Source organism: Lysobacter sp. Root690 (assembly GCF_001427785.1).
Taxonomy (GTDB): Bacteria; Pseudomonadota; Gammaproteobacteria; order Xanthomonadales; family Xanthomonadaceae; genus Lysobacter.
In genome coordinates, this window is sequence record NZ_LMHM01000013.1 from 972809 (window position 1) to 999427 (window position 26619).

22 protein-coding genes and 1 tRNA gene are annotated in these 26619 nt (G+C 66.1%); 20 read left to right on the forward strand and 3 right to left on the reverse strand.

From position 1 onward, the window contains the following. Positions 1-36: 36 nt before the first annotated feature. The 16 genes from nuoN to ASD86_RS26875 all read left to right on the forward strand — a co-directional run bounded on the left by nuoN (position 37) and on the right by ASD86_RS26875 (position 20833). Positions 37-1482 (forward strand): NADH-quinone oxidoreductase subunit NuoN, encoded by a 1446-nt coding sequence (gene nuoN / locus ASD86_RS16235; protein WP_056112565.1) that lies wholly within the window; start codon positions 37-39, stop codon positions 1480-1482. 646 nt (positions 1483-2128) lie between these two features. Further along, a tRNA-Met gene (locus ASD86_RS16240) sits at positions 2129-2205 on the forward strand. A gap of 304 nt (positions 2206-2509) precedes the next feature. Beyond that, positions 2510-3130, forward strand: coding sequence for a ribosome maturation factor RimP (gene rimP / locus ASD86_RS16245; protein ID WP_056112568.1), 621 nt, complete (start codon positions 2510-2512; stop codon positions 3128-3130). A 102-nt stretch (positions 3131-3232) separates the two neighbouring features. Next, entirely contained in the window at positions 3233-4720 is a 1488-nt protein-coding gene (gene nusA / locus ASD86_RS16250; RefSeq protein ID WP_056112571.1) for a transcription termination factor NusA, read from the forward strand. Between the two features lie 212 nt (positions 4721-4932). Further along, positions 4933-7575, forward strand: coding sequence for a translation initiation factor IF-2 (gene infB / locus ASD86_RS16255; protein WP_056112574.1), 2643 nt, complete (start codon positions 4933-4935; stop codon positions 7573-7575). A gap of 107 nt (positions 7576-7682) precedes the next feature. Further along, on the forward strand, positions 7683-8084 hold the full coding sequence (gene rbfA, locus ASD86_RS16260; protein WP_056112576.1) for a 30S ribosome-binding factor RbfA: 402 nt from the start codon (positions 7683-7685) through the stop codon (positions 8082-8084). 343 nt (positions 8085-8427) lie between these two features. Further along, positions 8428-9360 carry a tRNA pseudouridine(55) synthase TruB gene (truB, locus tag ASD86_RS16265; RefSeq protein WP_056112580.1) on the forward strand — a complete coding sequence of 311 codons (933 nt, stop codon included), beginning with the start codon at positions 8428-8430 and terminating at the stop codon, positions 9358-9360. 269 nt (positions 9361-9629) lie between these two features. Then, on the forward strand, positions 9630-9890 hold the full coding sequence (rpsO, locus tag ASD86_RS16270; protein WP_036108532.1) for a 30S ribosomal protein S15: 261 nt from the start codon (positions 9630-9632) through the stop codon (positions 9888-9890). Positions 9891-10150: 260 nt separating this feature from the next. Further along, positions 10151-12259 carry a polyribonucleotide nucleotidyltransferase gene (gene pnp / locus ASD86_RS16275; RefSeq protein WP_056112583.1) on the forward strand — a complete coding sequence of 703 codons (2109 nt, stop codon included), beginning with the start codon at positions 10151-10153 and terminating at the stop codon, positions 12257-12259. Positions 12260-12630: 371 nt separating this feature from the next. Beyond that, positions 12631-14883, forward strand: a complete 2253-nt coding sequence (locus ASD86_RS16280) for a DUF11 domain-containing protein (RefSeq protein ID WP_162253680.1) — start codon at positions 12631-12633, stop codon at positions 14881-14883. Between the two features lie 939 nt (positions 14884-15822). Next, positions 15823-18345: a DUF11 domain-containing protein gene (locus ASD86_RS16285; RefSeq protein ID WP_162253681.1), complete on the forward strand. Its 2523-nt coding sequence runs from the start codon at positions 15823-15825 to the stop codon at positions 18343-18345. 27 nt (positions 18346-18372) lie between these two features. Continuing rightward, entirely contained in the window at positions 18373-18516 is a 144-nt protein-coding gene (locus tag ASD86_RS26870; RefSeq protein ID WP_157476728.1) for a hypothetical protein, read from the forward strand. Between the two features lie 10 nt (positions 18517-18526). Beyond that, positions 18527-19273: a CPBP family intramembrane glutamic endopeptidase gene (locus ASD86_RS16290; RefSeq protein WP_162253682.1), complete on the forward strand. Its 747-nt coding sequence runs from the start codon at positions 18527-18529 to the stop codon at positions 19271-19273. A gap of 200 nt (positions 19274-19473) precedes the next feature. Continuing rightward, entirely contained in the window at positions 19474-19887 is a 414-nt protein-coding gene (locus ASD86_RS16295) for a hypothetical protein (protein ID WP_157476730.1), read from the forward strand. Positions 19888-19921: 34 nt separating this feature from the next. Then, positions 19922-20437, forward strand: a complete 516-nt coding sequence (locus ASD86_RS16300; protein WP_157476732.1) for a hypothetical protein — start codon at positions 19922-19924, stop codon at positions 20435-20437. A 93-nt stretch (positions 20438-20530) separates the two neighbouring features. After that, positions 20531-20833 carry a hypothetical protein gene (locus ASD86_RS26875; RefSeq protein WP_157476733.1) on the forward strand — a complete coding sequence of 101 codons (303 nt, stop codon included), beginning with the start codon at positions 20531-20533 and terminating at the stop codon, positions 20831-20833. Positions 20834-20923: 90 nt separating this feature from the next. Here the strand turns inward: ASD86_RS26875 and ASD86_RS16305 are convergent, their stop codons facing one another. The 3 genes from ASD86_RS16305 to ASD86_RS16320 all read right to left on the reverse strand — a co-directional run bounded on the left by ASD86_RS16305 (position 20924) and on the right by ASD86_RS16320 (position 23420). After that, positions 20924-22036, reverse strand: coding sequence for a hypothetical protein (locus ASD86_RS16305; RefSeq protein ID WP_056112601.1), 1113 nt, complete (start codon positions 22034-22036; stop codon positions 20924-20926). 56 nt (positions 22037-22092) lie between these two features. Then, a complete protein-coding gene (locus ASD86_RS26880; RefSeq protein ID WP_157476735.1) occupies positions 22093-22623 on the reverse strand; it encodes a hypothetical protein in 531 nt (176 codons plus the stop codon). A 146-nt stretch (positions 22624-22769) separates the two neighbouring features. Then, positions 22770-23420 carry a TetR/AcrR family transcriptional regulator gene (locus ASD86_RS16320; RefSeq protein WP_056112610.1) on the reverse strand — a complete coding sequence of 217 codons (651 nt, stop codon included), beginning with the start codon at positions 23418-23420 and terminating at the stop codon, positions 22770-22772. Between the two features lie 101 nt (positions 23421-23521). Between ASD86_RS16320 and ASD86_RS16325 the strand changes: the two genes are divergently transcribed. The 4 genes from ASD86_RS16325 (at position 23522) to ASD86_RS16340 (ending at position 26431) form a co-directional block, all read left to right on the forward strand. Continuing rightward, positions 23522-24181, forward strand: a complete 660-nt coding sequence (locus tag ASD86_RS16325) for a hypothetical protein (RefSeq protein WP_056112612.1) — start codon at positions 23522-23524, stop codon at positions 24179-24181. Next, a complete protein-coding gene (locus tag ASD86_RS16330) occupies positions 24174-25178 on the forward strand; it encodes an NAD-dependent epimerase/dehydratase family protein (RefSeq protein ID WP_056112864.1) in 1005 nt (334 codons plus the stop codon). The genes ASD86_RS16325 and ASD86_RS16330 overlap by 8 nt, the downstream gene beginning before the upstream one ends. Before the next feature lie 165 nt (positions 25179-25343). Beyond that, positions 25344-25994: a DUF5671 domain-containing protein gene (locus tag ASD86_RS16335; RefSeq protein ID WP_056112614.1), complete on the forward strand. Its 651-nt coding sequence runs from the start codon at positions 25344-25346 to the stop codon at positions 25992-25994. Next, positions 25991-26431, forward strand: coding sequence for a hypothetical protein (locus ASD86_RS16340; RefSeq protein WP_157476737.1), 441 nt, complete (start codon positions 25991-25993; stop codon positions 26429-26431). Before ASD86_RS16335 ends, ASD86_RS16340 begins: the two co-directional genes overlap by 4 nt. Positions 26432-26619: the final 188 nt, after the last annotated feature.

Below are 26619 nucleotides of genomic sequence, written 5' to 3' on the forward strand. Positions count from 1 at the left end.
GCTCGAACCGGGCCTGATCCGCCAAGAGATTCACTAATGAACATGCCCGTACGGACCTTCGCCGACCTGATGCCCCTGCTGCCCGAATTGGTGGTGGTCATCGGCGCGTTCGCGCTGCTGATGCTCGATCTGTTCGTCGAGGAGCGCAATCGCATCGTCACCCACGTCGCCTCGATCGTCGTGGTCGCCATCGCGACCGCGCTGATCGCCTTCGACGTGGGCGGGCAGGGCACGGTGCTCAGCGGCATGTTCGTGCGCGATACCGCCGCCGACGGGCTCAAGCTCGGCATCGGCGTGGTCGGCATCCTGTCGCTGATCTACACCTGGCCCTACCTGCGCGCGCGCAACCTGTACAAGGGCGAGGTCGCGGTGCTGATGCTGTTCGCGATCGCCGGCATGATGTTCCTGGTCTCCGCCGGCAGCCTGGTGATGGTCTACGTCGGCCTGGAAATGCTCGCGCTGTGTTCGTACGCGCTGGTCGCGGTGGATCGCGACAGCCCGCTGGCCTCGGAAGCGGCGATCAAGTACTTCGTGCTCGGCGCGCTGGCCTCGGGCCTGTTGCTGTACGGCCTGTCGCTGATCTACGGCGCCACCGGCAGCCTGATGCTCGACCAGATCGCGGTCGCCGGCTCGGTCGGCCCGTCCTCGCTGATGATGGTCACCGGCGTGGTGTTCGTGGTCGCCGGCATCGCCTTCAAGTTCGGCGCCGCGCCGTTTCATATGTGGCTGCCCGACGTCTACCAGGGCGCGCCGACCCCGATCACCTTGTTCATCGGCGCCGCGCCCAAGCTGGCCGCGTTCGGCATGACCTACCGCCTGCTCGATGTCGGCGCCGCCGGCCTCGACGATCACTGGCGCCTGCTGCTGGCCGGGCTGGCGGTGATCTCGCTGGCGATCGGCAACCTCAGCGCCCTGGTCCAGACCAATATCAAGCGACTGCTCGCGTATTCGACCGTCTCGCACGTCGGCTTCCTGTTCATCGGCATGGCCGGCGGCGGCCCGCAGGGCTTCGCCGCTGCGATGTTCTACGTGATCAGCTATTCGCTGATGACCGCGGCGGCGTTCGGCGCGATCATCGTGATGTCGGGCCGCGGCTTCGAGGCCGACAAGATCGACGACTACAAGGGCCTCAACGCGCGCAACCCGTGGCTGGCCGCGATGATCCTGTGCGTGATGGCCTCGCTGGCCGGCCTGCCGCCGTTCCTGGGCTTCTGGGCCAAGCTGGCGGTGCTCAAGGCCGCGCTGCACGGCGACATGCTGTGGCTGGCGATCGTCGGTGTGGTGTTCGCGGTGGTCGGCGCGTTCTACTACCTGCGCGTGATCAAGGCGATGTACTTCGACGAGCCCGAGGGCAAGATGCCGGCGCCGAGCGAAGACCGTCCGCTGCGGGTGGTGTTCGCGGTCAACGCGCTCGCGCTGCTGACCCTGGGCCTGACCTGGAATCCGATCATGGAATGGTGCCTGCGTGCGTTTCAGGCCTGATCCGGGCCAAGCGTATTGATTCGCCATCGGGCCGGCTTTATGCCGGCCCGATGCGTTTTGGGGCAGTGAACTTGCAGGAGCGGCGTATGCAGCGACCGCGATACTTCGCTCGTGGCGTAGTTACGGCGAGATTCGACACCCCGTGGTTGCGGCTCGCGCTGCTCCTACAGGGGCGGCCGAAGTGCGGCGCAACGGACTGCAACCGCGACGCTGCGCTCGTGGGGCATTCCCAGGTAGGAGCGGCGCAAGCCGCGACCGCGACACCGCGCTTACGGCGCTTACGGCGCTTACGGCGCAGATTACGGTGCGCTGGCTACGAAGCAGGTTCGGGGTGATTGGCGCCCGCGGCCGTGGCTCGCGCCGTTCCTACCCAGGCCGCTGCAGCGCAGATGCCATGATCGTCGCGCCGACGGCGACGCACGCGCCTGACGCGCCCAGCGCCTCGCGATTCTTCGCTTGCATGCCATTACCGAAAAAAGACTTGAAATATTTTGAACACGCTCTATTATTGCGGGCTCACGCAACGACATCGTTTCCACGCAGTTTCTCGCGGAAACAAACGGTCTCGAAGCGGCAGGCGCGAATCAAGTAAATCTGATTAAACGCTTGCAGGAAGTTCCGCCGGCCGTTATAGTGGTCGGCCTGATGCGGGGTGGAGCAGTCTGGCAGCTCGTCGGGCTCATAACCCGAAGGTCGTAGGTTCAAATCCTACCCCCGCTACCAGCTTCGGCTGATGGAAAGCCTCTCACGAGGCTTTCTTTTTTGGCCGCAGGCTTGGGCTTTGTGATCGCGCTCTGCTCGCGCGAACACACCGAAATCCAGTTGTACGGACAAGGGGCCCAATGGGCCCCTTGTTGTTTTTCGGTTTCCTCAATTTGCTACGTACCACGCAGTCGCTTTTTCGATTGCGCCGGAGCACGCAACCATTCCGGAAACCTCGCGTAACGAAGATGGGTTGCACCACCAGTCGCACCCCGATCGAACAACGCTACACACCTACCTATAAGCGCTAACGGAGAGCTGGCGAGTGACGGATAAGGCAACGCAAATCGCCGCATTGCTGGCCCCGACGGTCGAGTCGCTGGGCGTGGAATTGCTCGGTATCGAATATCTGCCGGCGGCGGGCAACGCGACCCTGCGCATCTACATCGACGTGCCGGCCGCGCATGTCGACGCCGAAGGCGAACAGCCGCGCTCGGTCACGATCGAGGAATGCGAAGCGGTCAGTCGCGAAGTGTCGGCCCAGCTCGACGTCGAAGACCCGATCAGCAGCAACTACACCCTCGAAGTCTCTTCGCCCGGCATCGACCGTCCGCTGTTCACGCTTGAGCACTACCGCCGCTTCGTCGGCGAGACCGCCAAGGTCACGCTGAAGCTGCCGCACGAAAACCGCCGCCGTCTGCAGGGCGAGATCGTCTCGGTGGAAGGCGAGCAGGTGGCGTTCGCGATCGAAGGCATGCCCGACGGCAGCCATTTCACCGTGCCGTTCAGCAATATCGACAAGGGCCGCATCGTGCCGGACTGGGCCGCGCTGGGTTTCGCGCCGAGCAAGGGCGAACCGCCGCCGGCCCGCGCCGACAAACCCAAGCCGAAAGCCCGCCCGGGCAAGAACAAACCCTCGAAGCCGGGAGCTTCGCGAAAGAAATAAACAAGCATTCAGCAGTACCAGAATTTAGAGCGGTACCAAGCTTCAGCCTATTACCAACCCGAATAGCCGGCGGCCGCGAGCCGACCCGTGCGGAGTGACGAAATGAGCAAGGAACTGTTGCTGGTGGTGGATGCGGTCGCCAACGAAAAGGGCGTGCCGCGCGAGGTCATCTTCGAAGCCATCGAAGCGGCGCTGGCGTCGGCCGCGAAGAAGCGCTACCACGACGAAGACGTGCTGGTGCGCGTGAGCATCGACCAGAAAGACGGCAACTACGAAACCTTCCGCCGCATGGAAGTCGTCGCCGACGACGTGGTCATGGAATCGCCGGACCGGCAGATCCGCCTGATGGACGCGATCGACGAAGTCGAGGGCGTGGAAGTCGGCGACTACATCGAAGAGCAGATCGAAAACCCCGATTTCGGCCGTATCGCCGCGCAGGCCGCCAAGCAGGTGATCGTGCAGCGCGTACGCGAAGCCGAGCGCGCGCAGGTCGTCGACGGCTGGAAGGATCGCGTCGGCGAGCTGGTCACCGGCATCGTCAAGCGGGTGGAGCGCGGCAACATCTATGTCGACCTCGGCGGCAACGCCGAAGCGATCATCCCGAAGGACAAGGGCATTCCGCGCGACGTGCTGCGCGCCGGCGACCGCGTGCGCGGTTTCCTGTTCGACGTGCGCACCGAGCCGCGTGGCCCGCAGCTGTTCATCAGCCGCGCGGCTCCGGAATTCATGATGGAGCTGTTCAAGCTGGAAGTGCCGGAAGTCGGCCAGGGCCTGGTCTCGATCAAGGCCTGCGCGCGCGATCCGGGCGATCGCGCCAAGATCGCCGTGCTCGCGCACGACAACCGCACCGATCCGATCGGCGCCTGCATCGGCATGCGCGGTTCGCGCGTGCAGGCGGTGTCGAACGAACTCAACGGCGAGCGCGTCGATATCGTGTTGTGGTCGGACAATCCGGCCCAGTTCGTGATCAACGCGATGGCGCCGGCGGAAGTGCAGTCGATCATCGTCGATGAAGAAAAGCACTCGATGGACCTGGCGGTCGCCGAGGACCGTCTGGCTCAGGCGATCGGCAAGGGCGGGCAGAACGTGCGTCTGGCCAGCCGCCTGTCGGGCTGGCAGCTCAACGTGATGACCCAGGACCAGGTGACGGCCAAGTCGGAAGCCGAGCAGAATTCGGCCCGCCAGCTGTTCCAGGACAAGCTCGAGGTCGACGAGGAAATCGCCGGCATCCTGGTCTCGGAAGGCTTCAGCACGGTCGAGGAAATCGCCTACGTGCCGGTCGGCGAGCTGTTGGCGGTGGAGGGCTTCGACGAGGACATCGTCGAGGAACTGCGCGCCCGCGCCCGCGACGCCCTGCTCAACGAGGCGCTGGCCGCCGAGGAAGAGCTCGACGAGCACCAGCCGGCCGCCGACCTGGTGTCGCTGGAAGGCATGGACGAGGCGCTGGCCTTCACCCTGGCGGCGCGCGGCGTGGTCACGCGCGACGACCTGGCCGATCTGGCGACCGACGAGTTGACCGATATCGAAGGCGTCGACGAGGAACGTGCCGCCGCCCTGATCATGGAAGCGCGCAAGCACTGGTTCGAATGAGGTGAGATGCGTCGCAAGAGGCCCGGCGAGGCGTCTTGCGGCAAACCGAGAATCGGCCAGTGGCCGGTCTCGGATTCGCAGGATCGGGCATTGGCCCGGTCCGCGGGCAGGCCAGAAGGCTTGCGCGAGCCGGTGCAAGGGCGCGCGCGGGGCTAGAATGGCGCCATCACGCGCGGGATGCGTCCCGCGCCAAGAAGGACACGGAAAACCGAATGTCGCAGCAAACCACCATCCGCAAGCTGGCCGAACTGGTGAACACGCCGGTCGAGAAGTTGCTGGAACAGCTGGCCGAGGCCGGCATGAAGTTCAGCGGCCCCGATCAGGTCGTGACCAGTATCGAGAAAGTCAAGCTGCTCGGCTTCCTCAAGCGCTCGCACGGCAAGGCCGATAAACCGGCCGAAACCGACGAAGCGGCGAAGAAGATCACGCTCAATCGCAGCCGCAAGCAGGAAATCACCGTCGGTGGCGGCAAGAACCGCACCACCGTCGATGTGGTAGTGCGCAAGAAGGTGACGCTGGTCAAGCCGAACGACGGCCCCATGTCGCCGAGCGATGAGCGCGCCGACATCCTGCGCAAGCTCGAAGAGTCCAAGCAGCGCAACCTCGCCGAGCAGGAAAAATTGGCCGCCGACGACAAGCGTCGCGCCGATGCCGCCGCGGCGGTGCGACAGGCGGCCGAAGACGCCGCGCGCGCCAAGGCCGAGGAAGAGCACAAGCTCAAGCTCGCCGATGCCAGCGCGGCCGCGCCGAGCGTCAGCGATACGCCGACGGCGGCGACGCCGGCGGCGGTGCGCAAGCCCGCGGCGGCGCACGGTCACGGCCATCCCAAGCCGCCCGCGCCGGCCACGCCGGCGCGCGTCGACCACAACGCGCCGCGCAACAAGACCCGCGGCTCGCACGCGATGGTCGCCGGGGTCGAGGACGACGATGCGGCCAACCGCTTCGCCGGCCAGTTGCACCTGAGCCCGTCGGATCGCGCGCGTCGCACCACCAATTCGCGCGGCAAGGGCGGCAACCGTCCGCAGCAGCGTCGTTCCAACGAGCAGGCGCGCTCCGGCGGCGGTCAGCACGGCTTCTCGCGTCCGACCGCGCCGATCGTGCGCGACGTCGCGATCGGCGACACCGTCACGGTCGCCGATCTGGCGCAGAAGCTCGCGCTCAAGGGCGGCGACGTGGTCAAGGCACTGTTCAAGATGGGCGTCATGGCGACCATCAACCAGAGCATCGACTTCGACACCGCCGCGCTGGTCACCGAAGAGCTTGGCCACACCGTGGTCCGCACCAACGCCAATGCCGCCGAAGACGCGCTGATCGCGCACGCCGAGGAAGTGCAGGGCGAGAAGGTCGCGCGTCCGCCGGTGGTCACGATCATGGGTCACGTCGACCACGGCAAGACCTCGCTGCTGGATTACATCCGCCGCACCAAGGTCGCCTCCGGCGAAGCCGGCGGCATCACCCAGCACATCGGCGCGTACCACGTCGAAACCGCTCGCGGCGTGATCAGCTTCCTCGACACCCCGGGCCACTCGGCGTTCACCTCGATGCGCGCGCGCGGCGCCAAGCTGACCGACATCGTCGTGTTGGTGGTCGCCGCCGACGACGGCGTCATGCCGCAGACCCGCGAAGCCGTGCAGCACGCCAAGGCGGCCGGCGTGCCGCTGATCGTGGCGATCAACAAGATCGACAAGTCCGGCGCCGATCCGTTGCGGGTCAAGAACGAACTGCTGGCCGAGGAAGTGGTCGCCGAGGATTTCGGCGGCGACACCCAGATGGTCGAGCTGTCGGCCAAGACCGGCGACGGCGTCGACGATCTGCTCGACGCGATCTCGCTGCAGGCCGAAGTGCTGGAACTGCGCGCGGTGCCGGTCGGCCGCGCCATCGGCACGGTGATCGAATCCTCGCTCGACAAGGGCCGCGGCCCGGTCGCCACGGTGCTGGTCCAGCAGGGTCAGCTCAAGAAGGGCGATTACCTCGTGTGCGGCGTGCAGTACGGCCGCGTGCGCGCGCTGTTCGATGAAACCGGCAAGCAGGTCGAAGAAGCCGGTCCGTCGATTCCGGTGCAGGTGCTCGGCCTGTCGGGCGTGCCCGATGCCGGCGACGACTTCGTCGTGGTCGAGGACGAGCGTCTGGCCAAGGACGTGGCGCAACAGCGCGACGCCAAGCGCCGCGAATCGCGCCTGGTCGCCGCCGCCGGCAACCGCATGGAAGACATCATGGCCCAGATGGGCAAGGGCGAGGGCCAGCTGAGCCTCAACCTGGTCATCAAGGCCGACGTGCAGGGTTCGGTCGAGGCGCTGCGTCAGGCCCTGGTCGCGCTGTCCAACGATCAGATCCGCATCAACGTGATCAGCTCGGGCGTCGGTGGCATCACCGAGTCCGACGCCAACGCCGCGGCCACCGCCAAGGCCACGGTGATCGGCTTCAACGTCCGCGCCGACGCATCCGCTCGCCGGATCATCGAAGGCAACGGCGTCGACCTGCGCTACTTCTCGATCATCTATGACGTGATCGACCAGGTGAAGCAGGTTGCGTCGGGCATCCTCGGCGTGGAAATCCGCGAAGAGATCATCGGCATCGCCGAGGTTCGCGACGTGTTCCGCAGCTCCAAGTTCGGCGCGGTCGCCGGCTGCATGGTGGTCGAGGGCGTGGTCAAGCGCTCCAAGCCGATCCGCGTGCTTCGCGACAACGCGGTCGTATTCGAAGGCGAACTCGAATCGCTGCGCCGCTTCAAGGAAAACGTCGACGAAGTCCGCAACGGCACCGAATGCGGTATCGGCGTGAAGGCCTACAACGACGTCAAGCCGGGCGACCAGATCGAGTGCTTCGAGCGCATCGAGGTTCAGCGCACGCTGTAAGGCCGGGAATCGGGAATGGGGAATCGCCGAAGGCGGTTCCCCATTTCTCCGATGCTCTCCCCGCTTTTTACGATTCACGACTCCCGATTCTCGATTCCCGGACACCAATGCCTAGCAGCAAATCGTTCCACCGCACCGATCGCGTTTCCGCACAGCTGCGTCGCGAGCTGGGCAAGATCGTGCATGAAGCCGTGCGCGAGCACGGCCTGCCGTCGGTCAGCGTGTCCGACGTGGAAATCTCACGCGACCTGGCCCATGCCAAGGTCTTCGTCACCGCGCTGCAGCCCGAGCGTTCGCTCGAGGCGGTCAAGGACCTCAAGGAACTCGCGCCGAACCTGCGTTACCAGCTCGGCAAGGCGATGAAGCTGCGGCATGTGCCGGAGCTGCATTTCCATTACGACGACTCGGTCGATCGCGGCGAAAGCATCGACAACCTGTTGCGCGATCATCCCGATCTGGTCGATCGCGAAGACGGCGGCGAAGGCGAGGGCGGCGGCAAGCCGGAGTGATCGGTCGCCAGTCGGTCTGACTGGACTGGCGGGCCCATCGAGTGCTCGGGCCGAAGGCCATCGCCTTGGGCGACAGCGGCGGCCACCGAGCGCTGCCGCACACGCCCGATCGGGCGCAATATGGCAGCATCCTCATGACGCGGCCCGAGGCCGCTACAGCGGTGGCGTTGCGTCGCCCGCCTTGGCGGTTCGCGAACGCGGCCGCCGCTGGCGGACAGGCATTCGGCGGCTCGGGACGGACAATCTGCCGCGCTTGGCGGCGACATCATCGGCGCCATCGGAGTGTCCGGCATGCAATCGGTACAGGACGCGCAAATCGCGCAGGCACGGGCGGACGGGTTGCTTGAACACGACGCGTAAACGCAATTGGCGCAATGTCGACGGCATCCTGCTGCTCGACAAACCCCAGGGCCTGAGTTCCAACCAGGCTCTGCAACAGGCGCGCCACCTGTTCCGCGCCGAGAAAGGCGGCCACACCGGCAGTCTCGATCCGCTGGCCACCGGCCTGTTGCCGCTGTGCTTCGGCGAGGCGACCAAGATCGCCGGCCTGCTGCTCGGCGCGCGCAAGGCCTACACCGCCACCGCGGTCCTTGGCCTGACCACCGACAGCGACGATGCCGATGGCGCGCCGCTGCTCGAACGTCCCGTACCCGAACTCGACGATGCGGCGATCGAAGCCGCACTGGCGCCTTTGCGCGGCCCGATCCGCCAGCGCGCGCCGATCTATTCCGCGCTCAAGCAGGGCGGCGAACCGCTGTACGCCAAGGCCCGCCGCGGCGAAGCGATCGAAGCGCCCGAGCGCGACGTGGTCGTGCATGGTCTGAGCCTGACCGGCCGCGACGGCCCGCGCCTGGAACTGCATATCGAATGCGGCTCGGGCACTTACGTGCGCAGTCTGGTCCGCGACCTCGGCGAGACCCTGGGCTGCGGCGCTCATGTCAGCGTGCTGCGGCGGCTGTGGGTCGAGCCGTTCATGCAGCCGCGCATGATCACCCTGGAGCAACTGCGCGCGCTGGCCGAGCAAGGCAGCGACGTCGCCCTGGACGCCCACCTGCTGCCGATCGAAGCCGGCCTGAGCGAATTCGCCCGGGTCTCGATCGATCTGGCCGCCGCGCACCGGCTCGGCCAGGGCCAGGCGGTGGCCTGCGAGGCCGGCGAGCCGGGTCAGGTGGCGATCTTCGGCGAAGCCGGACGCTGCCTCGGGCTGGGCCTGCGCCAGGCCGACGGCCGGCTGCAGCCGCAGCGGCTGTTCCGCTGGGCCGCGCAGGGCGGTTGATCGGTCCTGAACGGGGGCGGTCGGCGTGACGCGAGTCGTGGCGATACACGTCCGCGATAGCCGATCCGCACCAAACCACGGTCGCAATCGTAGCCGCGGGCTGTTACAATTCCGCCGCTTTTCAAGCACTTCGCACCGGCCCTCGGTTCGAAGGCCGCTTGGACGGCAATCCTCACTTAAAGCAAGCGGCGGGCCAGGCGGTGCGTCGGGGCGGTAACTCCGCGACCGATTCGCTTCTGCGGGCCCCGCATCTACAGAGAACATAAGTCATGTCGATCGACACCAGCAAGGTTATTGAAGACAACAAGCGCGGCGCCAACGACACCGGTTCGCCGGAAGTCCAGGTCGCTCTGCTCACCGCTCGCATCGAGCAGCTCACCGGTCACTTCAAGCAGCACAAGCAGGATCACCACAGCCGTCGTGGCCTGCTGATGATGGTCAACCGCCGTCGCAGCCTGCTCGATTACCTCAAGCGTAAAGATGCCGAGCGTTACAAGGCCCTGATCGAGAAGCTCGGTCTGCGCCGTTAATCGGACACCCAACCGCGGCGCAGCGATGCGCCGCGGTTTGTTTTGGCGGGCATGAAAGTCCGCAGGCTCTGCAGGATGCAGCGCCGCCAGCGCCGGTACGCAAGCGCGACCGTCGAACTGGACCGGCCCCACGAGGCCACGTGCGACGCTGCGCACCGGGACGCGCGCGAGACACACCAACCCTAGGTCGCTGCGCCGGCGGCCGACCGGAGCGGGGCAAGGGCCCCGACCGGAACGCATAGATACCGAAGGAACCCAACGTGGCAAAAATTACCAAGACCTTCCAGTACGGCAACCATCAGGTAACCCTGGAGACCGGCGAAATCGCCCGTCAGGCCGGCGGTTCCGTGATCGTCAAGATGGACGACACCGTATTGCTGGTGGCAGCCGTCGCCGCCAAGAGCGCGCGCGAGGGCCAGGATTTCTTCCCGCTGACCGTGGATTACCAGGAGAAGTTCTACGCCGGCGGTCGCATCCCGGGCGGCTTCTTCAAGCGTGAAGGCCGCGCGACCGAGAAGGAAACCCTGATCTCGCGTCTGATCGATCGTCCGATCCGTCCGCTGTTCCCGGAAGACTACAAGAACGAAGTCCAGATCATCGCGACCGTCATGTCGATGAATCCGGAAGTCGACGGCGACATCCCGGCGCTGATCGGCGCGTCCGCCGCGCTGGCGCTCGCCGGCACCCCGTTCCAGGGCCCGATCGGCGCGGCCAAGGTCGGTTACAAGAACGGCCAGTACCTGCTCAACCCGACCGCGACCGAACTGGCCGACTCCGAGCTTGAGCTCGTCGTCGCCGGCACCTCCAACGCGGTGCTGATGGTCGAATCCGAAGCCAAGATGCTATCCGAAGAGGTCATGCTCGGCGCGGTGATGTTCGGCCATCGCGAAATGCAGAAGGTCATCAACATCATCAACGAGCTGGTCGTCGAAGCCGGCACCAAGCCGTCGTCGTGGGAAGCTCCGGCCAAGAACGACGCGCTGATCGGCGCGCTCAAGGAAGCCGTCGGCAGCCAGCTCGACCAGGCCTTCCAGGTGCGCGACAAGCTGCAGCGCCGCGACGCCATCAGCGCGATCAAGAAGGACGTGCTGCAGGGCCTCGCCGGCCGCGCCGAAGCCGACGGCTGGCACGGCGCCGAGCTGTCGAAGGAATTCGGCGAGCTCGAGTACCAGACCATGCGCAACTCGGTGCTCAGCACCAAGGTCCGGATCGACGGTCGCGCCCTCGACACCGTGCGTCCGATCGCTTCGCGCGTCGGCGTGCTGCCGCGTACCCACGGCTCCTCGCTGTTCACCCGCGGCGAGACCCAGGCGATCGTGGTCGCTACCCTGGGCACCGCGCGCGACGGTCAGATCATCGACGCGGTCTCGGGCGAGTACAAGGAACACTTCCTGTTCCATTACAACTTCCCGCCCTACTCGGTCGGTGAGTGCGGCCGCATGATGGGCCCGAAGCGTCGCGAAATCGGCCACGGCCGCCTCGCCAAGCGCGGCGTGCTCGCGGTGATGCCGACGATGGAAGAGTTCCCGTACACCATCCGCATCGTCTCGGAAATCACCGAGTCGAACGGCTCGTCCTCGATGGCCTCGGTCTGCGGCAGCTCGCTGGCGCTGATGGATGCCGGCGTGCCGATCAAGGCGCCGGTCGCGGGCATCGCGATGGGTCTGGTCAAGGAAGACGATAACTTCGTCGTCCTGTCCGACATCCTGGGTGACGAAGATCATCTCGGCGACATGGACTTCAAGGTCGCCGGCACCGCCACGGGCATCTCGGCGCTGCAGATGGACATCAAGATCCAGGGCATCACCGAAGAGATCATGAAGGTCGCGCTGGACCAGGCGAAGGCCGGCCGTCTGCACATCCTCGGCGAGATGGCGCATGCCCTCACCGAGTCGCGCACCGAGCTGTCCGAGTACGCGCCGCGTCTGCTGACCATGAAGATCCATCCGGACAAGATCCGCGAAGTGATCGGCAAGGGCGGCTCGACCATCCAGGCGATCACCAAGGAAACCGGCACCCAGATCGACATCCAGGACGACGGCACCATCGTCATCGCTTCGGTCAACGCCGCCGCCGCGCAGGCCGCGAAGGCGCGCATCGACCAGATCGTGTCGGACGTCGAGCCGGGCCGCATCTACGAGGGCAAGGTCGCCAAGATCATGGACTTCGGTGCGTTCGTGACGATCCTGCCGGGCAAGGACGGTCTGGTCCACGTGTCGCAGATCTCCAGCGAGCGCGTCGAGAAGGTCAGCGACAAGCTCAAGGAAGGCGACATCGTCAAGGTCAAGGTGCTGGAAGTCGACAAGCAGGGCCGCATCCGCCTGTCGATCAAGGCCGTGGAAGAAGGCGAGGGCGTCGCGGCCGAGTAATCGCCGCGGCTCATCGTCGGATTCGGAAAAACGGGCTTCGGCCCGTTTTTTCGTTTGCGGCCGTCTCTGTCGGAATGGCCGACGGGTTTTCCGCGCCGCCTGCGCTCATCGAGCGCTACCCGCATCCACCAGACCAACTCGCCGTCCCCCTCCGATCGGCGGCGAGCGCTGCGGTCGGCCACGCCATGTCCGGGTCGCCGGGCTTTCGGCGATAGCAAGCAATAAGGCGGATTTCGCCTCGGCAATGCTTAGGGGATGCAATGGGTAAGCGATCGGGGAAGGTGAGGCTGCGCGCGGGTGTCGCGGCCTCGACGGCAGGCTTGGACCGCGGCGCGGCGACTCTCGCGTCGCGGGCGACGGCGTCGCCGGGCTTGCGGCGGGCAACGCTCGCGGTGTTGCTGGCCTGCGGTCTGGGCGCGGTCTCTCCCGTCTACGCGCAGGCGGTCATCTTCCAGGAGACGTTTACCGGAGGTCGCCTCACTTCGAACGGCAATCCGGTCACGCCGACCAGCAATCCGGCGGTGATCACCAACTTCACCGGCGCGTCCAACATGACCTATGCGGCCGGCGCGGCCTGGACCACCAATTGCAACGGCTTCGTAACGTCATGGTCGATGACCGACAACAATGCGGCGGGCACTGCTTCCTGCGGCAGCCAAGCGATCTGGAACCGGGTGCAGGGCCTTGCGCTCGTCCTGGGTGCTTACGAGGCAAATCTTCCGGCCGGACAAGACGCCACCAACGCAGGCGCCGCGGCAACCGCGAACCTGGCCCTGACCGCTTTCACCAGCGGCGATCCGGGCGCTCCCAATACGGTGATCTCCAACGCGGCTACGATCGCGCTGCCGCCCATTCCGCCGGGCGGCAACAGCCGTTTCGTGACCTTCCGTTTCATTGCGTCCGCTCAGAGTTGCGCGGTAAACCCTCCCTTGGTCACCTTCTCGCTCAACGGCACCCAGCTTGGTGCCGGCAATACCAATTTGTGCACCGGGGGATCGGATGTCAGGACCTACAACATCCCCGCCAAGGGCGTGGCCGCCGCGAACAGTGCCCGGGTAGCGACGTTCTTTCCGGCCGGCACCGGGGCCCGGCTGGTCAACGGCGCCATGACCTTCAGCGTGGTCAACCGGCAGGCCTCGGGCTCCGGCAACGACTGGGCCTGGGACAACTTCAGCGCGGTGGACGTCTCGCCGACATTGTCCAAGGCGGTCGACGGGATCGACTACGTCACCGAGACCAAGCGCATCACCTTCACCATCACCAATACCGCGGGCGACAACCAGCTCAAGAACGGCTGGGCCTTCACCGAGACCCTGCCGGCCGGGGTGACGATCGCGGCCACGCCGAACATCGTGGTCGGCGGCACGGCCGGCTGCTCGGCCACCGCCAACGCCACCGCCGGCGGCACCACGCTCACCGTCAGCAACGGCAATCTGCCGGCCGGCACCCCCAGCGGCAACGGCGGCACCGCCACCGCCTGCACGATCGCCGTGGATGTGGTCAGCAACACCGCCGGCGTGTTCAACAACGTGGTCAACAACGGCGACGGCGCGGTGGACAACATCACCACCTCGACCGGCCTCAATCTGGCGTTGCAGACCGTGCCGATGGAATGGGTGGTCAACCGCTTGACCGTCACCAAGATCTCGCTGAACACCACTGGCAGCTTCAGCTTCAGCGGCAACAACGGCATCGCCAACCACACCATCGTCACCACCGCGGTCGGCGCGCCGGGCACGGCGGGCGCGGCGCAGACCTTGACGATCGCGAGCCTGACCGCGGACACCACGGTCACCGAAACCACGCTGCCGGCCGGTTGGGACGTGAGCGGCACGCCGGACTGCACCGGCCTGGCGGCCGGGCAGAGCGCGACGTACACCGCCGCCACGCGCACCCTGACCTTGCCGTTCGCCGGCCTGTCGGTGACCACGGGCGGACGCCAGATCCAGTGCACCTTCACCAACGCGCCGCGCGCGGTGAACCTGACCTTGCGCAAGCAATGGGTCGCCGCGGTGGTCGGCGACGATGCGACGATCACCGCCTCGCGCGGCGCAGCGGTCATCGACACCTTCGATTCCGATGCCGGCGCCGCCGACGAACTCGATACCGATGCCACGCCGACGGTGAGCTTCGTCGGCGACACCCTGACCCTGGCCGAGACCCTCGCGGCCGCGAACGGCGGCTTGTACGACACCACCTTGGCCTGTACTGGCGCCGCCGATACCAATCCGGCCGACGGCTTGAGCGTCGGCGCGGCCGATACGGCGATCGTGTGCACCTACACCAACACCCATCGCAGCACCGACCTGTCGATCACCAAGACCAATACACCGGCGGCGGGTCCGCTGGATCAGGCCGGCGACACGGTCAACACCGCGCAGACGACGACCTACACCCTGGTGGCGACCAACAACGGCGCGACCCCGATCACCGGCGCGGTGGTGCGTGACGCGCCGACCGCGGGCATCACCTGCGCGCCCGGCAACCCGGTGACCATCACCGGCGATGGCGTTCCGCCGGGCTCGTTCACCGTCGCCGATCTGACCGGCGCCACCGGCATCGTGCTGGCGACGCTGGCGGCGGGTCAGAGCGCGACCTTGAGTTTCAGCTGCCAGGTGAATTGAGGACGACGTGGATTAGACGCCGCCGGTCGGCATGCCGCCCGCGGCGACGCGTCCAGGCGCCTTTGGCGCTTCAGCTTGAGACAGCTCCGGCCGGCGGCCTGTCCGTGTCGGACGAGCGAACGTGAGCACTCGCCAGGTCGTGCGCCGGATACCCGGGCAGGGCTGTTTGGTCTGTCGAGCAGGCGGACCCGCCGCATAAGGGACGGCAGCGACCGGCAAGCACGCTGCGCTCTCCAGCCTGCTTGATCGCGTATCGCAGCCCCGCCGGCGAGCGGCCGGGCCGGGTACGACACGTGCCCGGAAACGATGCCGTCGAATTCGTGGGTCGAATCGCTTCGATCCGCACGGACGCATCCGTCGATAAGTCACTGCTTGGACAAGAGGCAAGGGCATGCCCTGGTCGGCGCTCGCTCATGCGACCGCGTGGAAAAAGTGCCTAGAGGCACTCTTTTTATGCTTGCGAACGACATCGGCGATCACGACCCCGTTCCGGCTCAGGACGCGACGCGCTTTCGGGCGACCTTGCCCGCTCCGGACGCTTCGGCTGCGCGGCGCCATGCCGAAATGTCGGGTTTGTTTTCGCACTTAAATGTATTTATTGTGTTGACGGAATGTAATTTCCGTGCGACCCCGAAACCAGGTGTCTTCGATTCGAGCGTCGCTGTTCGGATGGGTCCTTGAGCGAGATCAGACAGCCAAGGCGCTGACGCCGCTGGTCCGGCGGTATCCGGGGGAGTGGGTATGGCTCGCGGTCATTCTCAGTCAATCGCAAAGATTCGGCGTGCCGATGACGTTCGGCCGCAGCAGTGGCCAGTCAGGCACGAAGCTGAGTCGACGCGCGCGCGCGTGGCCACAAATCCAGGCGTCGGCGGCTTTCATCCGGGCACGGCAATGGCGGTTCGTGGCGGTCCGCGGACGATCGGCCGGGCGCTGCGGAAGTTGCTTCTGGCCGCCGCGTTTTTCACCGCCACCGCGCATGCGCAGACGGCCATCTATCAGGACACTTTCGACAGCGGCAGCGCGACGCCGACCTCGGTCGTGCGCATCACCGGCTACACCGGTCCGGCGCCCAACAATGTGGTCTATGCCGCCAGCGCGGCCTGGACCGTTCAATGCAACGGTTGGGTGGCGTCCTGGAATTCACCGGCGAACGCACCGGCCGCGAACCCGCAGATCGCCGATTGCGGCAGTGCACTGACCTGGCATCTGGCCACCAATCTCGCCGACACCCTGGGCATGTACAACCTCGGCATCACCACCAGCAGCGCCGCGTCGCGCGACAACATCGCGCTGACCGCGTTTACCTCCGGCAATCCGGGTAACGCGGCCGGCAACAACACGATCATCGAGAACACCACGCCGATTCCGTTTCCCGGCGTTCCGCCGGGTGGCAGCGGCCGTTTCGTCACCTTCCGCTTCACCGCGGCCGCGACCTCATGCGCGTCCGCTCACCCGCTGGTGACGTTCTCGATCCTCAATCCCACCGAGACCCAACTCGGCGCCCAGCTCGATCTGTGCACCGGCGGAGTCAATGCGCAGACCCTGGCCAGCGCCAGCCATGGGGAAGGCCCGACCACGGCCCGTGTCGCCACCTATATCCCGAGCGGCGCGAGCGGCAACGTATTGCTCAATGGCACGTCCCTGCGGTTCCGCGTGCGCAATCAGCAGGCCTCGGGCGTCGGCAACGACTGGGCCTGGGACAACTTCACCGTGCTGGACGTGTCGCCCACGGTGACCAAGAGCGATCCGGGCATCCGCTATGTCGGCGTGGCCAAGCCCTTGACGTTCACCATCACCAATACGCCGCAAGACAACATGAGCAAGGTCGGCTGGGGTTTCACCGATACCTTGCCGGCCAATGTCGTCGTCGCCGCGACGCCGGGCGCGGCGACCACCTGCGGCGCCGGAACCACGATCACCGCGGCCGGCGGCGCGAACACCATCGCCGTGGCGAACGGAACTCTCGCCGCGGGCACCGCCGGCGGCACCGCCAGTTCCTGCACGGTGACGGTCAACGTGGTCAGCAACACGGCCGGCAGCTATACCAATGCCGCGGCCAACTTCACCGCGTCGACCGGACTCAACCTGCCGCCCGCGCCGATCACGATGGAATGGGTACTCAACCGCCTGACCATCACCAAGCTGTCGCAGGGCGGCATCGGCACGTTTGGCTTCAGCGGCAACAACGGCATCGCCAATCACAGCATCGCCACCGCGGTACCGGGCACCGGCGTCGCGGGCGCGCAACAGGCGCTGACCGTGGCCAGTACCACGACCAATACCACCTTCAGCGAGACCACGCCCTCCGCCGCGTGGGCGCCCGCGTCGGTGACCTGCGCGGGCTTGGCCGCGGGGCAGTCCGCTTCGCTGGCCGGCGCGACCGTGACCATACCCTTCGCCGGGCTCAGCCTGGTCAGCGGCGGCCGCGACGTGGCCTGCACCGTCACCAACACGCTTACCAGCCTCACCGTGGTCAAGCGCGTGGTCAACGATAACGGCGGCGCGGCGACCGCGGCCAGCTTCGGTCTCCAGTCGCGCGCGGTGCGCGGAACCGGTCCCGGCGGCAGCAACGCCATCACTTTCAGCACGCCGCCGGTCGTCGCCGGCAACACCTCGACCTATACGTCCGATGTCATCAACTTCACCCCGGACGCCAACCCCGAATGGCTGCTGGAGTCCGATATCTCCGGCTATGCCGAGGGCAGTTGGAGTTGCACCGGCGCCGGCGTGACCCAAGGTGGAACCGCGTTCGACAACGGCAGCTTCACCATCGCCGCCGGTTCGGCCGCGACCTGCACGATCACCAACGACGACATCGCTCCGCGCGTGACCGTCACCAAAGTGTCGAACGACGGCGTCGGCACGTTCAACTTCACCGGCAGCAACGGCTTCGCCAACCAGGCCATCACCACGCTCACCGCGGGCACCGGCGTGGCCGGCGCCGCTCAGAACCTGGCCGCGGCGGGCGTCGCGACGACGATCAGCGAGGTCGCGCCGCCGGCCGGATTCGCGTTGCAGTCGATCGCTTGCAGCGGACTCGGCGCGGGCGGCACGTTCACGCCGACGATCAACGGCGCCGCCGGCGGCAACGTCGTGTTGAATGCCGCGGCGACGGCGCCGGGCTCCGATATCCAATGCGTGTTCACCAACGCTTCGAACGAGGCGGACCTTTCGGTCGTCAAGACCAACAACCAAACCACGCTGAGCCGCGGCAGCCAGACCACGTATACGGTTACGGTTCGCAATGGCGGCCCCGCGGCGGCGAACGGTTCGGTGGTGCGCGATACGCCGGTGTCGAATCTCGACAACTGCAGCGTGATCGCGTGCGTGCCGGTGGGCGCCACGCCGGCCGCGGCGTGCCCCGCCACGCCCGGCGATCTGCTGACGCCGGCGGGCGCCGTACTGGGGCCGTTCGCGGCCAACAGCGCGGTGCAGTTCACGGTCCAATGCACGGTGAACTAGCCGGCTTGAACGATCCAGGCGCGGCTTATGTCGCACCTGGATCGTGTCGAGAACGCTACGAACATGCTCGTGCGCGACGACATACTTTCCGATGAAGCCGGCGATGGCCGCGACGGAACCGGCGTCGCCGCGAAATACCCCGGGTTAGACTGGCGGCATCGCGGTTTTTGAGATGGACGGGATGGGTATTCGCCCCGGGATGCGTTTGGGTGGCGTCATCTGGCTGGCCGGCATGGTCGGGGTGATCGTGCTGACGCTCACCGTCGTTCCGCAGGTTTTGCTCAAGGCGCCGGTCCGGGTTCCTGTGTGGTTGATCCTCACCGCGAGCCTGGTCCAAAGCGGCGTGCTGCTGGCGCTGGCGGTTTGGGCCGGTGTCGCGCTGTCGCGCCCGTTGGGGCTCAGGGCGCCTGTCTTGCAAGCGATCGCTGATCGATCGAGTTGGTGGAGCGCGGCAAAGCCGCAAATTGTTCCCGGCCTTATCGGCGGCCTCGTCGCTGGCGCGATGTTGGTGGCGGCGGTGAACGCCGCGCCCACGGCGTTGCGCGATGCGGGCGCCATGTTGACGATCCCGCTCGCTGCTCGGCTGCTCTACGGCGGCATCACCGAAGAGATCCTGATGCGTTGGGGATTGATGACGCTGTTGGCCTGGTTGGGCTGGCGCATCCTTGCGCGCGGCGCGGGTATGCCGCGGCCGGTCCATCTGTGGAGCGCCGCGTTGGTGGCCGCGTTGCTGTTCGGGATCGGTCACCTTCCGGCGATCTCGGCAATGGGTATCCGGCTCGACCCCGAGGTGGTGACTTACGCGACAGTCGGCAATGCCGTCCCCGGGTTTGTGTTCGGAGTGCTCTATGCGCGTTGGGGACTGGAATCGGCGTTCCTGGCGCACGCGCTCGCGCATGGGGTCGCGGTGGGCGCCGGAGCGGTCTGATCTTTCCGGCTTCGTCGTATTGAGCCACCGCGGCAATCGACGGCAGTTTAAATCGACCAGGGTTTGCAGTACGCAGGTTCGACCTGCCCGCGAAACCGATTCAAGGATCATCGGCAATGGCCGTTACCCAGCAGTTGGCTCGAATCAGTACCCGCAGAGCATCTTGCGCACGCGGTAGCGCGGCCGCTTTGGAGTCCATCGTGTCCCTGGATATCAGCGAGAACGACGCGTTCGCCGACTTCGACTGGTCGCCGCAGGTTCTGTATTGGTCGCTATATGCCATAAACGAAGCGGATTTGGCCGCGGTAGTGGAACAGGCGTTCGACGGCGCGGAACTGCTCAATGCCGATTACCCGGACGGAACGCCGCCCCATCAGGCTTACAGTGAAATCACCATGCATCAGCACGACACGGTTAAGAAGATCGCGACCGAACTGTCGCGTCTGCCCATCGCGTCGATGACGAAAACCTGCGCTTCAGTGCGTGCCGCTCACCCTGATCGTGAGCTCCCCAACGATTTTCCCGCGTATATCCAGCAGCATGCGTCCGCACTAGTTAAATTCTATGCGGCGGCGAGTGAGAGCGATCAGGTTGTCATAACCTGGTGGGACTGATGTTGATCGCGGTTCACGCAATTGGAATGCATCCATGAAATCTACACTTGGTCCGGCACGATGGAATCGACTGATCGCTCGCTTGCGCGTCGGCCGGACCGGTATTGCCACGATGCGCGCGAGCAGGCCATGGGCATTGCTTGCGATGCTCTTGGTTGCAGGTTGCGCCACCACGCAGGACTTCGATTCCAGCGGGGCATGCAGCAAGGAAAACAGCGAGTTCTGCGACGTCTACGACGTGGCCGCCGCTTCCGAACGCGACCTGCGATCCAACGACGCCACAGTCGCCGTCAACTGTCCGATGCATTTCGATAGGCCTCCGGCCGCGGCGATCATGCCCGAGTGCGTCGCCCTGGTCGGTGCGGCGCTGGTTCTGCTGAACAATCGTTTCTCCGAGGATCTGCAGCCCGTCGATCCATCGGCGGTGCGCTACAGCGATCAGGCCTCATGCCTGGATACGTTTGTTTCCGGGCGCGAGGGTTCGGATTGTTTCACCTCCATCCGCGCCAGCATTGCGATGAAGTGGATCACGCCACCGCGCAAGCGATGAATCGCTCCGCAGGCAATCTCGTATGGCCTTTCACCGCCGACCGAAGCGGTCGCTCGCGACCGAGTTGGCATCGACCGCGTTCCGGAAATCCGCTTGAACCTCATGTCTGAAATCACCCATTACACCCTGAAACGACCGCGCTGCCCGTGTTGTCGCGGCGAAGGTGCGTTGATCCTCGCGTGCTGTCCGCGGTGTCGCGCGCTGTTCGCTGTGTGCGATGAAACCGGTGAGATGGTCGATCTGCGACGGCCCGAGGTCATCGCATTCGCCTGTCCCGGCTGTGCCCAGCCGATGGCGACCTTCGCCGACATGGCGCCGGCGTCGTATGCGCAATTGCGAGCGTTGGGCTATGCGGACAGCCAGGTCAGTGCGAAGTCGGGCAGGGTGTTCAACTAAGACTCGGCGGAAACAACGCGGTGGCCGCTGCGTGGTATGAGAGTCCGAGCCGACCGAGCGGTCGGGCACGACCGCTCGATTCGAGCGTCCTCAGACGTTCAACGAAACCGGCTTGCGCTCTTGCTGTTGATCGGCGGCCGCTACCTGCTGGGTACGCGCTTGCTCGGCATTGTTCGCCGCCACCTGCACCGAGGTGCCGCGCGCTTCATTCTCGCTGACGCGGGCATGCGCCGGGCCGAGCGGGCCGGTGCTGCCCTCCATCACGAAGTAGTTGCGGTCGGGTTGGCCGTCGGCGTCGCTGACCGGTTTGCCGATCTCGATGCTGGCCACGCCGGACAGGCCCTCGCGGCTCGCGCCGGCGTAAAAATTCGCGGCCAGACCTTCGTCGCGCAAACCCTTGGCGTCCATTGCCGCGACCACTTGTGCGTACATCGGGTCCTGACGCATCCGCTCGACGCTGCCCGATGGGTCGGCCGCGGCCAGACGCGTCTCGGGCTGGCCGGGTGCGGCCGGCGCGGTGTTGGCGCTGATCGAGGTATCGGTGGACACGACCCCGGGCGTGCGCAGATGCGGCCCGATCACTTCGTCCGGCGCGAGTCCGTGCTGGCCCTTGGCGACCCGATCGCTCCACTCGAGCTGACCGTTGCGATCGATCACCACCAGCTTGCCTTGGTTCAAGGATTGCTCGACCAGATCGGCGAGTTCCTTCGGCGTGGCGTTGGGATGACCGGCGCCGATCGAACGCCCGATCTGGTTGTTGTACAGGTCCATCGCTTCGCGATTGGCGGTGTTGCCCGGCACGCCTTCGTGCGCGGTGGCGAAGGCCTCGGACCATTGCGAACCGTACTTCTGCGCCATCTGCGCATTCCAGTAGGCGTGGCGGAACGCATCGCGGTGACCGTCGTTGCCTTGCCATTCGCGCGCGCGGTCCGGCGGGATATTGGCCGGCAACGGATTGTCGGGAAAACGCGCGACGCCTTCGCTGAAAGCCAGCTTGCGGATGCCGTCGAAATCCTTCAGCCCCATCAGACCGTGGTCCTGGGTGAGCTTATCGAGCAGAGCGCCCTCGGTCTTGGTGACCTTGACCGAATCGGTGAACGGAATATCGACCGCGCCGTACAAGCGCGGCCGATAGTCGATCATCTGATCGTCGGCGACTTGGTAAGTGGTGCGCACATTCGCCAGATCGGGCCGGGTCGGCATGGCAGGCTCCCTGATTCTTCAATCGTATGCGTCGGTCGTGTGAGTGGCGGCGCGGCTCAGCGGCGGCCCCAGCGATGGGTGGCGACTTTCCCGTCCTGGTACTGGATCTGGTAGAACTCTTCGTCGACGCCGTACTGGGCCACGCCGAGTTCGTACATGTCGGTCGAGGTGGCGGCGTCAGTGGAATCGGGTTCGCCGAGCAGGGCGATGACTTGCTCGCGCGGCATGCCGACATCGATCGATTTTTCCAGCGCGGCGACCATGGTCCCGCGCCGGTTCTGCTGGGCGTCGGCGCCGCGTTGGGATTTCCAGCTGGCGGAATCGAATGAGCTAGTCGTTTGCATGGTGCAGGCCGATAGGAAAAGAGTGAGGAGTACGGCGCAGCGCAGCGCGCTTGCGCGCACCGGGCGGAGTTGCAGGAAAGACGTCGCTTGTCGCGATCGCGCGGTGAGCGTCGCGCCCGGCATGGCCGTGGCAGCGTGGTTGAACTGGCGAGTAGTCAACTGAGTCCTTGTCACATTCGCGGCCGTCTCGATCCGGGTTAAGTGCGGCTGGGCGCGAACATAGCACAGCCCATCCGTATTCATTTTCACCATCGAACGTGGCGAACGGGCTGTCGATCCGTCTGGCCGGAGTGGGGCGAGAACTGCGTTTTTGCCGGTCTTCGATCCATGCCACGATCGAACAGGCGGGGCCGCGAATCCGTTACGCCGTGCCGCCATGCCGTAACCGCTCAACCCGCGGCGCGTCTGGCCTTCTTGTCGTTCGCCTTGATGGATTTGGTTTTATCGCCGACCTGCACCTCGCCCTCAAGCAGCCGCTGAAACAACGGCGCGAGCAGTTCGATCAACTGTTCCGGTTTGGCATCGGCCAAGGCCGACAGCCCGATCATCTGACGCATGACCTGCACGCCCGCGACCAACGACAACACCAAGGCCGCGCGCTGTTCTGCGAGCGGTCCGTCGAGCGCGCTGGCAAGCGTGTGCTGATGCCCGCGCTCGATTTCCTCGCGGCCGATCTGCGCCGCGCGTTCGCTCGATGCGGAGTGCAGCATGATCAGGAAACCTTCCAGCGGCGTGGCGCCGCTGCGGGTGATCTCGACCAGCGCGGTGGCGAAGTCGCGGCCGATGTCGGACGAAGCGAGGTGGGTCGGAGTGAGGATGATCGGTCGCGCCATCGACTCGGCGATCACCTCGGCGAACAGTTTTTCCTTCGAGCCGAAATAGCGATTCACCAGCATCGCGGTGACCCCGGCGCCCTGGGCGATCTCGCGCACGCCGGCGCCGTCGTAACCCGAGCGGGCGAACGCCTCGCGGGCCGACTGGAGGATGGCCTGGCGGGTCGTGGCGGCGTTGCGGCGGCGTGGGCTCGGGGTCTCGGACATGGGTTAAGTATACAGTGGTAGACAAGACGATATCGCTAAGTATACTGCTGTAGACAAGACGCGGCCGCCCGGTCCGTCGCCGACGCTGCAGGAACTTCACCATGACCGCCAACGCCCTGTGTGTACCGTCCGACCGCCTTCAGTTCCTGCGCAGTTGGGCCGCCGATCCCTTGCGGATCGCGGCGATCGCGCCGTCCGGCCGCGCCTTGTCGCGGTTGATCACGCGCGAGGTCGAGCCGTCGCAGGGGCCGGTGCTGGAACTCGGCCCCGGCACCGGCGTGTTCACTCGCGCCTTGCTTGAGCGCGGGGTAGGCGAAAGCGAGCTGACCCTGATCGAGACCGAGGCCGATTTCGGCGACCTGCTGCGCCGGCGCTTTCCGCGCGCGCGAGTGCTCAACCTGGATGCGGCGCGGCTTGCGCGCGCCCGGGTGTTCGCCGCGCCGGTGGTGGGCGCGGTGGTCAGCGGTCTGCCGCTGCTGTCGATGCCGCTGCGCAAGGTCATGGCGATCCTGACCGGCGCGTTCGTCTACCTGCGCGCCGACGGTGGCTTCTATCAATTCACCTACGGACCGCGTTGCCCGGTGCCGCGGCCGGTGCTTGAGCGCCTGGGTCTGAAGGCCACTCGCATCGGCGGCACGCTGCGCAATCTGCCGCCCGCGTCGGTGTATCGCATTCAACGTCGCGCGCCTGGGCGTGAGCTCTCGCATCGGTCGAGTTCGCCGCTGATACCGGTTTTGCGTCTGGAGCATGGCCGTGACTGAGATCGTGCTGGTCACTGGCGGCACCGGCTTCATCGCCGGCCACTGCATCGTGGAACTGCTGCAACGCGGCTTCGACGTGCGCACGAGCGTGCGCAGCCTGGGCAAGGAATCGGCTTTGCGCGCGTCGATCGTCGCGGCCGGCGCCAGCGTCGAGCGCTTGACCGCGGTGGTCGCCGATCTGACCGACGATGCGGGCTGGGACGCGGCCGTGGCTGGATGCGACTACGTACTGCATGTCGCCTCGCCTCTGGGCGGCGGAACCCCGGCCGATCCGGACGCGATGATCGCGGCCGCGCGCGACGGCAGCCTGCGCGTATTGCGCGCGGCGGCGAAGGCCGGGGTCAAGCGGGTGGTGATGACTTCGGCCGCGGCCGCCGCGCGCCCGCCGCCGGGCTCCGATGCGGTCAGCACCGAAGCGATATGGTCCGATCCGAGCGATCCGGGCTTCGACACCTACCGTCGTTCGAAGGTATTGGCCGAACGCGCGGCCTGGCAGTTCGTCGCCGAGCATCCCGGCGCGATCGAACTGACCACGGTGCTGCCGGGCGCGGTGTTCGGCCCGGTGCTGACCCGCGACAACCTCGGTTCGGTGCAGATCATCCAGCGCCTGCTCGAAGGCCGCCCGCCGGGTTTGCCGAGGCTGGGCTTCTCGATCGTCGACGTGCGCGATCTGGCGCAGTTGCATGTGCGGGCGATGCTCGCGCCCGAAGCAGCCGGTCAGCGGTTTCTGGCGACCGGCGAGTTCCTGTGGATGAAGCAGGTCGCCGCGGCCTTGCGTGCGGGCCTGGGCGCGCAGGCGAGTCGGGTGCCGACTCGCGGCCTGCCGGATGCGCTGGTCCGCATGCTGGCCTGGTTCCTGCCGCACTTGAAGTTGATGACGCCGCTGCTGGGACGCAAGAACGCGGTGTCTTCGCAGAAAGCACGCGATCTGCTCGGTTTCGCGCCGCGGCCGGCGGCGGTCACGGTGGTGGATTGTGCGAGAAGCCTGCAGGGATAAGGCGCAAGGCTCGCGACGCACTGGCCGACCCATGCGTTTCGCATTCTTGCGCAACGTAGTCCGTCGAGTATCCACCGGGTAGCGTTCCGCGCTACCTCGACGACGCGCTGCGAACCGCGGCGGCTTGCTGTTAGATTCCAGGCGTCACTCAATGGAGTCGCCCGCATGGCCTCGGCAAGTCTGGAACTGGACGGCTTCGTACGCGAAGCCTTGTTACGTGGGCAATCGAAACAGGCGACCGCGCAGGCGCTGGCGGCGGCGGGCTGGAGTCCCGAACAGACCCGCGGCGCGCTCGACGCCTACGCCGATGTCGACTTCGTGGTGCCGGTGCCGAAGCCGCGCGCTTCGTTGTCGGCGCGCGAGGCCTTCGCGTATCTGGTGATGTTCTCGACCCTGTACTTCGTCGCCTATCACCTCGGCAGCTTGGTGTTCGACCTGATCAACCTGAGTTGGCCGGATCCGGCCGACCACAGTTACGGCTTGTGGTATCGCAATGTCGCCGATTCGCTGCGCTGGTCGGTGTCGGCTCTGGTGATTTCGTTCCCGGTGTTCGCGTTCGTCTCGCACCGGGTCGCGCGCGATGTCGCCCGATACCCGATCAAGCGCCTGTCGCCGGTGCGGCGATGGTTGACCTACCTGACTTTGTTCATCGCCGCGACGGTGTTGATCGGCGACATGACCTCGCTGGTCTACAACCTGCTGGGCGGCGAATTGAGCGTGCGCTTCGTGCTGAAGGTGCTGGTGGTGGCGGTGATCGCCGGCACCGTGTTCGGCTACTACTTGTGGGATCTGCGTCGCGAGGAGAGTCAGGCATGAGCGCATCGGTCGGACGTGGGCTGCTGATCGCGGCCGGAGCAGTGATCGTCGCGGCGATCGCGATGGCGGTGGTGAAGATGGGCGGACCAGGCGCGCAGCGGCAGATGCGCCTGGACGAACGACGGGTGCAGGATCTGAGCCGAATCGATCAGGAACTGCGTGGCTATTTCGACGCACACAAGGCCTTGCCGCCGGACCTGGCAAAACTGGCCGCGCAGCCGGGTCTGGCGCTGCCCATCAACGACCCGGACACGACCGCGCCGTACGCGTACCAACCGGGACAGAACGGCCGCTTCCGCCTGTGCGCCAGATTCGCCACCGACACCGCGCAAGAACCGACCCAGATGCGCGATCCGATGCAATTGGGCGACAAACAGTGGCGGCATCCGGCCGGCGATCATTGCTACGAACGCGATGCGTCCGCGGACAAGTCTTAAGTCACGGTCGCTATCGTCACCGAAGCGATCGCATCGTCAAGCCGCTGTCTGGCCTGAACTTGTGCTTGGCTTAAGTTCGAAGCAATGCCTACCTTTCAGCGCTGCGAGGCCGCTGACTTGCGAGAACAAGAGGACACCCGAAGGGCGGCGCACATGGATGTGCGCCGTGCGCCACCGAGACAGGATGT